At 73.9% G+C, this 9,787-nt stretch carries 8 protein-coding genes and 1 pseudogene; 5 read left to right on the forward strand and 4 right to left on the reverse strand.

Features of this window, described 5'->3' with window-relative positions:
• Nucleotides 1-68 precede the first annotated feature (68 nt).
• The 3 genes from SCA03_RS33910 to SCA03_RS33920 all read right to left on the reverse strand — a co-directional run bounded on the left by SCA03_RS33910 (nucleotide 69) and on the right by SCA03_RS33920 (nucleotide 3,191).
• On the reverse strand, nucleotides 69-284 hold the full coding sequence (locus tag SCA03_RS33910) for a hypothetical protein (protein ID WP_030885978.1): 216 nt from the start codon (nucleotides 282-284) through the stop codon (nucleotides 69-71).
• A 216-nt stretch (nucleotides 285-500) separates the two neighbouring features.
• A complete protein-coding gene (aceB, locus tag SCA03_RS33915; RefSeq protein WP_030885976.1) occupies nucleotides 501-2,129 on the reverse strand; it encodes a malate synthase A in 1,629 nt (542 codons plus the stop codon).
• A 393-nt stretch (nucleotides 2,130-2,522) separates the two neighbouring features.
• Entirely contained in the window at nucleotides 2,523-3,191 is a 669-nt protein-coding gene (locus SCA03_RS33920) for a nucleotidyltransferase family protein (RefSeq protein WP_086816700.1), read from the reverse strand.
• A gap of 225 nt (nucleotides 3,192-3,416) precedes the next feature.
• On the opposite strand from SCA03_RS33920, the gene SCA03_RS36930 reads away from it, so the two are divergent.
• The 3 genes and pseudogenes from SCA03_RS36930 (at nucleotide 3,417) to SCA03_RS35415 (ending at nucleotide 6,136) form a co-directional block, all read left to right on the forward strand.
• Nucleotides 3,417-3,785 carry a DUF5955 family protein gene (locus SCA03_RS36930; RefSeq protein ID WP_308698575.1) on the forward strand — a complete coding sequence of 123 codons (369 nt, stop codon included), beginning with the start codon at nucleotides 3,417-3,419 and terminating at the stop codon, nucleotides 3,783-3,785.
• Between the two features lie 372 nt (nucleotides 3,786-4,157).
• Nucleotides 4,158-4,802, forward strand: a pseudogene (locus SCA03_RS33930) (serine/threonine-protein kinase); the annotation flags it as partial.
• A 542-nt stretch (nucleotides 4,803-5,344) separates the two neighbouring features.
• A complete protein-coding gene (locus SCA03_RS35415; RefSeq protein WP_169729662.1) occupies nucleotides 5,345-6,136 on the forward strand; it encodes a hypothetical protein in 792 nt (263 codons plus the stop codon).
• Between the two features lie 46 nt (nucleotides 6,137-6,182).
• On the opposite strand, the gene SCA03_RS33940 is transcribed toward SCA03_RS35415, so the two are convergent.
• Nucleotides 6,183-7,004, reverse strand: coding sequence for an IclR family transcriptional regulator (locus SCA03_RS33940; protein ID WP_037852258.1), 822 nt, complete (start codon nucleotides 7,002-7,004; stop codon nucleotides 6,183-6,185).
• A 256-nt stretch (nucleotides 7,005-7,260) separates the two neighbouring features.
• Here SCA03_RS33940 and allB point away from each other — a divergent pair, with 256 nt between their 5' ends.
• Both allB and alc read left to right on the forward strand, forming a co-directional pair.
• Nucleotides 7,261-8,604: an allantoinase AllB gene (allB, locus tag SCA03_RS33945; RefSeq protein WP_030892525.1), complete on the forward strand. Its 1,344-nt coding sequence runs from the start codon at nucleotides 7,261-7,263 to the stop codon at nucleotides 8,602-8,604.
• On the forward strand, nucleotides 8,601-9,731 hold the full coding sequence (gene alc / locus SCA03_RS33950) for an allantoicase (RefSeq protein ID WP_086816696.1): 1,131 nt from the start codon (nucleotides 8,601-8,603) through the stop codon (nucleotides 9,729-9,731). The genes allB and alc overlap by 4 nt, the downstream gene beginning before the upstream one ends.
• Nucleotides 9,732-9,787 lie beyond the last annotated feature (56 nt).

The following is a 9,787-nucleotide window of genomic DNA, read 5'->3' on the forward strand; positions in this document are numbered from 1 at the left end:
CCCCCGCCACCCGCACCGTTGCGGTGCGGGTGGCGGGGGCCGGGCGGGGCGCGCCGGGCGCCGCGCGGTCAGCCGAGGAGGGGGACGTTCGCCGTCTTCACGGCGTCGGTGGGAAGTTCGGGGCGGACGGTGTCCACCGCGGACTTCGTCACCTCCTTCAGGCCCTCCTTCGTCGCGCTGTCATCGTGCAGCTCCACCGCCTGGGCCGCCTGCGCGAGGACGAGCGGGGCGGTCACGAGCGCGAGCGCGGTGGCGGTACGAGCGGCTGCGCGGGAACGGCGCATGGGTACTCCTTCGGTGCTGTCGTGCGCCGGCCGGGCGGGCCCGGCCGTCTGTCGCACTCCCCAACGAGCGCGGCCGCGGCGCGGCACGACGGGCACCGCCGTCCGGGCCCACGCCGGGGAGGGCGAGGACACCCGAGGACACCCGAGGAGGGCGAGGACGCCCGGTGCGGGGGGGCCTCCACGCCGCACGCCGCACGCCGCGCCCGCGAACCCCGCTCAGCCGCGCAGGAGTTCGTACGCGGGCAGGGTGAGGAACGCCTCGTACTGCTCGTCCAGCGCCACCCGCAGCAGCAGATCGTGCGCCTGCTGCCAGTTGCCCGCCGCGAACGCCTCCTCGCCCAGTTCCGCGCGGAGGGCCGCGAGTTCCTCGGCCGCGACCTTCCGGGCCAGCTCGGCGGTGACCTTCTCGCCGTTGTCGAGGACGACGCCCGCGTCCACCCACTGCCAGATCTGCGAGCGGGAGATCTCCGCGGTGGCCGCGTCCTCCATCAGGTTGAAGATGGCCACGGCCCCGAGCCCGCGCAGCCACGCCTCGATGTAGCGGATGCCGACCTGCACGGCGTTGCGCAGCCCCTCGTAGGTGGGCCGGGCCTCCAGCGAGTCGACGGCGATCAGATCGGCGGCCTTGACGTCGACGTCCTCGCGCAGCCGGTCCTTCTGGTGCGGGCGCTCGCCCAGCACGGCGTCGAAGGACGCCTTGGCGACCGGCACCAGGTCCGGGTGGGCCACCCAGGAGCCGTCGAAGCCGTCGCCGGCCTCGCGGTCCTTGTCGGCGCGGACCTTCTCGAAGGCCACCTCGTTGACCTTCGCGTCCTTGCGCGAGGGGATGAAGGCGGCCATGCCGCCGATGGCGTGCGCGCCGCGCTTGTGGCAGGTGCGCACCAGCAGTTCGGTGTAGGCGCGCATGAACGGCGCGGTCATCGTCACCGCGTTGCGGTCGGGCAGCACGAAGCGGGAGCCCGCGTCACGGAAGTTCTTGATGATGGAGAACAGGTAGTCCCAGCGGCCGGCGTTCAGCCCGGAGGCGTGGTCGCGCAGCTCGTAGAGGATCTCGTCCATCTCGTAGGCGGCGGTGATGGTCTCGATCAGGACCGTGGCACGGATGGTGCCCTGCGGGATGCCGCAGTGGTTCTGCGCGAAGACGAACACGTCGTTCCACAGCCGCGCTTCCAGGTGCGACTCGGTCTTCGGCAGGTAGAAGTACGGGCCCTTGCCGGCGTCCAGCAGCCGCTGCGCGTTGTGGAAGAAGTACAGCCCGAAGTCGACGAGCGCGCCGGGCACCGGCTCGCCGTCGCACTCCAGGTGCCGCTCGTCCAGGTGCCAGCCGCGCGGCCGGACGACGACGGTGGCCAACTCCTCGGCCGGGCGCAGCGCGTAGGACTTGCCGGAGCGCTCGTCGGTGAAGTCGATGCGCCGCTCGTAGGCGTCGGTGAGGTTGAGCTGGCCGCCGATGACGTTCTCCCAGGTGGGCGCCGAGGCGTCCTCGAAGTCGGCGAGCCACACGCGCGCACCGGAGTTGAGCGCGTTGATCGTCATCTTGCGGTCGGTGGGGCCGGTGATCTCCACCCGACGGTCGAGGAGCGCGGGCGGGCAGTCGGCGACCTTCCAGTCGCCCTCGCGCACGGCGGCGGTCTCGGGCAGGAAGTCCAGGGTGCCGGTGCGCGCGATCTCCGCGCGCCGCTCGGCCCGGTGGGCGAGCAGCTCGTCGCGGCGTCCGGCGAACTCGCGGTGCAGTGCGGCGAGGAACTCCAGGGCGGGCGCGGTCAGCACCTCGTCCTGCCGGGCGGGTGTCTGCCCGGGCTCGACGCCGACGATCTCCAGCGGGGAGGGCGCTGGTGCGGACATGTGGGTCACTCCTTCGACGAGCGGTGTGCGCGGCGTGCCCGGCAGGCGCTGTCCGGGCACGACGGGACGGCACGGCGTGCCGCATGCGGTGCGCGGCGTGCGGAACGCGGACTTGAGCGCCCCCGGTCGCGAAGGCGCTTCTGAACAGTGGAGATTAGTTTCCTCATAGTGGAACTTCAATACTTTGTTGATGTCGAGATACTTCGCACACCGGAGGGGGTCGTTCCGATGTCCTCGGGTGCCACCCGGCGCACGGGGCATGCCGGGCACACCGAGAACCCGCGGCGCGCCGGTGCGCTGCGGGTTTGCCGAAGTCGGGGCGGGGGAGCGGGTTTCGGGGATACCGGAGAAGGGCAGGCGCGGCCCCGGTGCCGGTGCGGGAGCGGCCCTCGGTCAGTCGGTCAGCCGGTGCAGATCCGCCGGGGTGTCGATGTCGGCGGGATCGGCGACGTCCCCGCACTCGACGAGCGCGATCTCACCGGCCCGCGTCCGCAGATACGCCCGCGCCCCCACATCCGCGTGCGCGCTCGCGGCCACCCCCGCCCAGTGCGCCGAGCCGAACAGCACCGGATGCCCGCGCCGTCCGCCGTAGGACGCGGCGGCCAGCGTCCCCGGCGAGCGGTACGCACGCCGTACCCGGGCCACGGCCGACGGTCCGATGCCCGGCTGGTCCACCAGCGAGACGAGCACCGCCTCCGGGCCCGGGTCGCCCTCCGCCTCGCTGCGCAGTCGCTCCAGGCCCGCGCGCAGGGACGTGCCCAACCCGGCGGCCCAGTCCGGGTTGTCCACCAGTACGCAGCCGGTCAGCCGGGCCCGGGCGCGCACCTCGGCGCGGGCCGCGCCGAGCACCACGAACACCCGCTCGCAGCCGCCCTCCCGCAGCACCCGCACCGCGTGTTCGACCAGCGTGCCGCCCGCGTACGGCAGCAGCGCCTTCGGCCGGCCGCCCAGCCGGCGTCCGCCGCCGGCCGCCAGCACCAGCCCGGCACAGGTCCCGGAGGCATCCGGCCCGGTTGATCCAGTGGGCCCGGTGGAGGTGGCGGCGGATCGGGAGGGTGTCATGGCTCCTGCCTATCGCACGTGAGGGGGAGATGGTCCCCGAGGCTCTCCTCCCTGGGGAGGAGGACCGTAAAAAGTCACCCCCGAATATTGCGTTCCGTGTAGCGCTCCGGGCGGAGAGTGGCGTTTACTGTCCGAATCTCCAAAGGGGCGGGACCAACTCCTGGAGGAACAGAGGCACTTCACAGGTCCAGCAAAGTGCCACGTCATCCCATGTGGGGGGAGAGCGTGCAGAGCGAGACGATCGGTACGACCGACACCAGGGGGGAGCGGCCGGGGCCTGTCGCAGGGCGCCGCCGCACGGCAGGCGGGGACGGGGCGGCGGCACCGGACCCGAGGGTCACGGGGCTGGCGACGGCCGTCGCACAGATGCGCGTCGCGCTCGACGCCTACCCCGTCGAACTGCGCGACCGCCGCCCGGCGGAGGACCAGTTGGACGCGCTGGCCGCCATGGCCCGCTCCGGCACGCCGGATGTTCCGTCGCTGCGGCAGTCGCTGCTGCTGATCAGCGCGGCGCTCGGCTCCGTGAGCGCGCTGGCGGCACCGCTCGCCGCACTGCGCGGCGCCGTCGAACTCTTCGGACGGCCCGTCGGCTGAGTTCTCGGGGCGGCCCGGCGGCTGAAGTCTCCGGACGGCCCGTCGGCTGAGTTCTCCGGGTTCTCCGGCCGGGGCTCCGGCGCGTCCGGCGGCCGAGTCGCCGTGCGTGCGCCGCCGGGCAACCGCCTGCCCGGCACCGGGTCCGTTCCGGCCGGGCGCGGGACCTCAACGGCGCGCGCGGGACCGGGAGTCGGGCCCGCTCGGAACCCCGTGGGGAAGAGCGGTACTGTCACCCGGGATCTGACGGCCGGACACGGGGGCGGGTGAAGCACAGTGGCGAGCGGGGACGGCGCGGTCTTCGGACAACTGGGGGACGAGGATCCGCAGTTCGTGGCCGGGTACCGGCTGACGGCGCGGCTCGGCGCGGGCGGCATGGGCAAGGTCTATCTGTCGTACACGCCGGGCGGGCGTCCCGTCGCCATCAAGGTGATCAGGAGCGACTTCAGCGAGGACCCGGAGTTCCGGCGCCGGTTCCAGCGGGAGGTGCGCGCCGCCGAGCGGGTGCAGGGCCTGTACACGGCGCCGGTCATCGACAGCGACACCGAGGCGGAACGGCCCTGGCTGGCCACCGCGTACGTGCCGGGCCCGTCCCTGGCGGCGGCGGTGAGCGAACACGGCGGGCTGCCGGTCGAGACCGTGCTCTACCTGGTGGCGGGTGTCGCCGAGGCGCTCCAGGTGATCCATGGCGCGGGCATCGTGCACCGGGATCTGAAGCCGTCCAATGTGCTGCTGGCGTCCGACGGTCCGCGCGTCATCGACTTCGGTATCGCCCGCGCCGCCGACGCCACCGCGCTGACCGGCAGCGGCGCCGCGATCGGCACCCCCTGCTTCATGGCGCCCGAACAGGCCGCAGCGGGCGCCGTCACCGAGGCCACGGACATCTTCGCGCTCGGCCAGGTCACGGCCTACGCGGCGCTGGGGACGCCGGCGTTCGGCGAAGGCGCCTCGCACGCCGTGCTCTACCGCATCGTGCACGCGGAGCCGGTGCTCGACGGGCTGCCGGAGGAGCTGTCCGAGCTGGTCACCCGGTGTCTGGACAAGGACCCGGCACGCCGCCCCGGTGTCGCCGAGGTGATCGGGATGTGCCAACGGGCCAGCGGGCAGACGCAGTTGCGGCGCCCCGAGGACTGGCTGCCCGTCGCCGTCGCCGCCGATGTGACCCAGCGCGCCGCCGCACCGGCCCCGCCCGCCGCCGTCACCCCGCCCGCCGAGGCCCAGCCGCCGCAGCCGGCGGCCCAGGCCCCCGGCACACCGCCCACACCTCCGAACACACCTCCGGCCACGCCTCCGTCGCCCCCGACCGCCGCACCGGAGCCGCCCGCCACCGCGCCGCTGCCCGGCACCGGCGGCGCGGACGGCACGGGCGGCACAGGCGGCACGGGCGGCACGGCGCAGCAACCGCCCGGCACGCCCCCCCCGGTGCACCGCCGGCCGGCACGGCCCCGTACGGCGCCCCGGGGGCGGCGACGCCGACCGGCACCCTGCCCCTCGGCACCGCCGCCGGGACGCCGGGCCCCGCCGGGCCGCCCTCCGGCACCGGCCCGGCCGCCGGTGGCCCGGTGCCGGGCGCGTTCGGGGCGCCGGCGGCACCCGCCGGACCGAACGGGCCGGGGAACGGCGGGAGTTCCGGCAACGGCAGGAGCTCCGGAGGCGACGCCACCTGGAAGATCCTCGCCGGGGTCCTCGGCGGGCTGCTGGTGTGCGCCCTGGCGGCCGTGGCGTTTCTGGTCCTGCCGGGGAACGACGGCGGGGACGCGAAGGCCGGGCACGGTGATTCCGCCGACTCCGCCGGCACCGCCGGTTCTTCGGGGTCCGGCGACGCACCGGACGCGACGGGGGAGTCGCGGCAGGACGGGCAGAAGTCCGGCGGCTCCCGGCGGGACGGCGCGGAGGACGCAGATGGAGCGGAGGGCACGAGCAGTTCGCCGACGGCGCCGCCGCCCGACCCCGAGCCGAAGACCTACCGGAACATCAACCTGCCCTCCGACTACACCCTCGACCTCGGCGAGACACCGGTCAAGCCGCAGCGGGACGAGGACGCCAACGGCGATCTCAGCTACACGGGCTCCGACTACGGGATCGAGGTGGACGACGCGGGGAGCACCCAGTTCGTCCTGCTCAAGCCGGGGCAGGACGGTTCGCTGAAGGTGTGCAGGGAGGAGACGCGGTTCACGGACTCCCTGGACATGGACAAGCTGTCCAAGGGCACACAGCTGTGTGTGCGCAGCGACTCCGGGAACCTGGGCCTGGTCACGGTGCGGGGGCACTCGCCCGACTCCGACCCCAGCGACTATCTGACGCTGGACGTCACCGTCTGGCACGGTGCGCTGGAGCCCGCGGACGCCAGCTGAGGTACGGGCGGTGCGGCGGGGCCGCACCGCCCGGCGGGCGCGGGGCTCAGCTCCCCGCGCCGTTGGCGGCGCCGCTGCTGGCCAGCGCCGCCGACAGATCGACGGCGACCTCGTGCAGCAGCGGGACGAACTTGTCGGTGGCGGCGTCCGTGACCCGGCCGGCCGGCCCGGAGATCGAAATGGCCGCCGCCGTGGGGGAGTCGGGGACGGAGACGGCGATGCAGCGCACGCCGATCTCCTGCTCGTTGTCGTCCGTGGCGTAGCCGGCGTCGCGGACGTGGGCGAGTTCGGCGAGGAAGCCCTCGGGGGTGGTGATGGTCTTCTCGGTGGTGGCGGGCATTCCGGTGCGGGCCAGCAGCGCGCGCACCTGCTCGTCGGGCGTGTGGGCGAGCAGGACCTTGCCGACGCCGGTGGCGTGCGGCAGGACGCGGCGCCCGACCTCGGTGAACATCCGCATCGAGTGCCGTGAGGGCACCTGGGCGACGTAGACGACCTCGTCGCCGTCGAGCAGCGCCATGTTGGCGGTCTCGCCGGTCTCCTCCACCAGCCGGGCCAGATAGGGCCGGGCCCAGGTGCCCAGCAGCCGGGACGCGCTCTCGCCGAGGCGGATCAGCCGGGGGCCCAGCGCGTAGCGCCGGTTGGGCTGCTGGCGGACGTAGCCGCAGGAGACGAGGGTGCGCATCAGCCGGTGGATGGTGGGCAGGGGCAGACCGCTGGCCGTCGACAGTTCGCTGAGGCCGACCTCGCCCCCGGCGTCGGCCATCCGCTCCAGGAGGTCGAAGGCCCGCTCCAGGGACTGCACTCCACCGGTTGCGGCCGGGGCCTGGGCGGCTGGGGCCGCGTTCTTGCGCTCTGCGGACGGCGGCACGTCGGGTTCCTTTCCTGGCCTGCGGTTGAGGCGCATGGTATCGGGGTGTGGCGCGGAGAGGGGCCGTCCCCCGCACGAGCGATCTACCCGTGCGTGCTCCCTCGCAGACGCGATTTCCTTTTGTATTGCGGAAGCCTAGTTTCATTTTGTGGATTTCTCCACGCCGATGACCTTGACTGCCCCCACGGCCGGCTTCAAGATTCGATCAACAGAACGTTGAAGAACGTTGATGGGGGCTCACACCTGGGAGGCCGGTTTGTCCGACGTGCGGCTCGTCCTGCGCTCGCGACGCGTCATCACCCCGGACGGGGAACGTCCCGCCTCGATCGCCGTCGGCGGCGACGGGCGGATCACCGAGATCCTGCCGCACGACGCGGAACCACCCGGCGGGGCGACGCTGGAGGACGTCGGCGACGACGTCGTCCTGCCCGGCCTCGTCGACACCCACGTCCACGTCAACGACCCCGGCCGCAGCGCCTGGGAGGGCTTCTGGACGGCCACCCGCGCCGCCGCGGCGGGCGGCATCACGACGCTCGTCGACATGCCCCTCAACTCGCTGCCGCCCACCACCACGGCGCCGCACCTCGCCACCAAGCGCGAGGTCGCCCGGCCCAAGGCGCACATCGACGTCGGCTTCTGGGGCGGGGCGATCCCCGGCAACACCGGTGAGCTGCGGGCCCTGCACGAGGCCGGCGTCTTCGGCTTCAAATGCTTCCTCTCGCCCTCCGGGGTCGAGGAGTTCCCCGAACTGGACCCGGCCGGACTGGCCGAGGCCATGGCCGAGATCGCCTCCTTCGACGGGCTGCTCATCGTGCACGCCGAGGACCCCGGACGGCTCGCCTCCGCCCCGCAGAAGGGCGGGCCCGCCTACGCCGACTTCCTCGCCTCGCGCCCCCGCTCGGCCGAGAACGACGCCATCGCCCGGCTGATCGAACTCTCCGCCGCACACGGCACCCGCGTCCACGTCCTGCACGTCTCCTCGGCCGACGCGCTGCCGCTGATGGCCAAGGCGCGCGCCGAGGGGCTGCCGCTGACCGCGGAGACCTGCCCGCACTTCCTCACGCTCACCGCCGAGGAAGTCCCGGACGGCGCCACCGAGTTCAAGTGCTGCCCGCCCATCCGCGAGAAGGAGAACCAGGACGCGCTGTGGCAGGGCCTGGCCGACGGCACGCTCGACTGCGTCGTCTCCGACCACTCGCCGTGCACCACCGACCTCAAGACCCCCGACTTCGGCACCGCGTGGGGCGGTATCTCCTCGCTCCAGCTCGGGCTGCCCGCCGTCTGGACCGAGGCACGCCGCCGGGGGTTCGCGCTGACCGACGTGGCCCGGTGGATGTCCACCGCACCCGCCCGGCTCGTCGGCCTGGAGACCAAGGGCGCCATCGCGCCGGGGCGGGACGCCGACTTCGCCGTCCTCGCCCCCGACCAGACCTTCACCGTGGACCCCGCACGGCTGCACCACCGCAACCAGGTCACCGCCTACGCCGGGAAGACCCTTCACGGCGTCGTACGCGCCACCTGGCTGCGCGGCCGGCGGATCGCCGTCCACGGTGAACCCACCCAGCAGACCGGACGACTCATCGAAAGGCAGGCAGCATGACAGCGGCGACCGCAGGGATACCCGCGTACACCGGAGACGCGGAGCCCTACAGCGGCGGCGACACCTACGCCGACTACCGCGCGCCCGAGAACGGTTTCCCCTTCGCCCACCTCCCCGACCTCGCCGACCGCAGGCTGGGCGCCGCTGTCCTCGCCGCCAACGACGAGTTCTTCGCCGAGCGCGAGAACCTCCTCAAGCCCGAGCGTGCCGAGTTCGACCCGAACCACTTCGGCCACAAGGGCAAGATCATGGACGGCTGGGAGACCCGCCGCCGCCGCGGCGCCGGCGCCGCCGAGCCGCACCCGGCCGACGGCGACCACGACTGGGCCCTGATCCGGCTGGGCGCACCCGGCCTGATCCACGGCATCGTCGTCGACACCGCGCACTTCCGCGGCAACCAGCCGCAGTCCGTCTCGGTCGAGGGCGCCTGCCTGCCCGGCACCCCCTCCGCGGAGGACCTGCTGGCCGACGACGTGACCTGGACGACGCTCGTGCCGCGCACCCCGGTCGGCGGCCACGCGGCCAACGGCTTCGCCGTCACCGAGCAGCGCCGCTTCACACATCTGCGGCTGCGCCAGTTCCCGGACGGCGGTGTGGCCCGGCTGCGGGTGCACGGCGAGGTCGTCCCGGACCCCGAATGGCTCGCCGCGCTGGGCACGTTCGACGTCGTCGCGCTGGAGAACGGCGGCGTCGTCGAGGACGCCTCCGACCGCTTCTTCTCGCCGCCGGTCAACACCGTCTCGCCCGGCCGCTCCCGGAAGATGAACGACGGCTGGGAGACCCGCCGCCGCCGGGACAAGGGCCACGACTGGCTGCGCTACCGGCTCGTCGAGCAGTCCGTGGTGCGCGCCGTCGAGATCGACACCGGCTATCTCAAGGGCAACGCCGCCGGCTGGGCCGCCCTGCTGGGCCGCGACGGCGAGAGCGGCGAATGGGTCGAACTGCTGCCCCGCACCCCGCTCCAGCCCGACAGCGTGCACCGCTTCCTCCTCACGGACGCGCCCGCCGTCACCCACGTCCGGCTGGACATCTTCCCGGACGGCGGCATCGCCCGGCTGCGGCTGCACGGCTCACTGACCGCCGAGGGCGCCGGCCGCCTGAAGACCCGCCACGGCGAACTGGGCTGAGCCGCCCGCCCGTCGCCCCACCCTCCGCCCCTGGCGGAGGGCCCGCGACGGGCGGT

The organism is Streptomyces cacaoi (assembly GCF_006539165.1).
Lineage (GTDB): Bacteria > Actinomycetota > Actinomycetes > Streptomycetales > Streptomycetaceae > Streptomyces > Streptomyces cacaoi.

Coding starts and splice junctions, on each gene's coding strand:
- aceB (WP_030885976.1), bottom strand. CDS start 2,129: ATGTCCGCACCAGCGCCCTCCCCGCTGGAGATCGTCGGCGTCGAGCCC.
- SCA03_RS33920 (WP_086816700.1), bottom strand. CDS start 3,191: ATGACACCCTCCCGATCCGCCGCCACCTCCACCGGGCCCACTGGATCA.
- SCA03_RS33910 (WP_030885978.1), bottom strand. CDS start 284: ATGCGCCGTTCCCGCGCAGCCGCTCGTACCGCCACCGCGCTCGCGCTC.
- alc (WP_086816696.1), top strand. CDS start 8,601: ATGACAGCGGCGACCGCAGGGATACCCGCGTACACCGGAGACGCGGAG.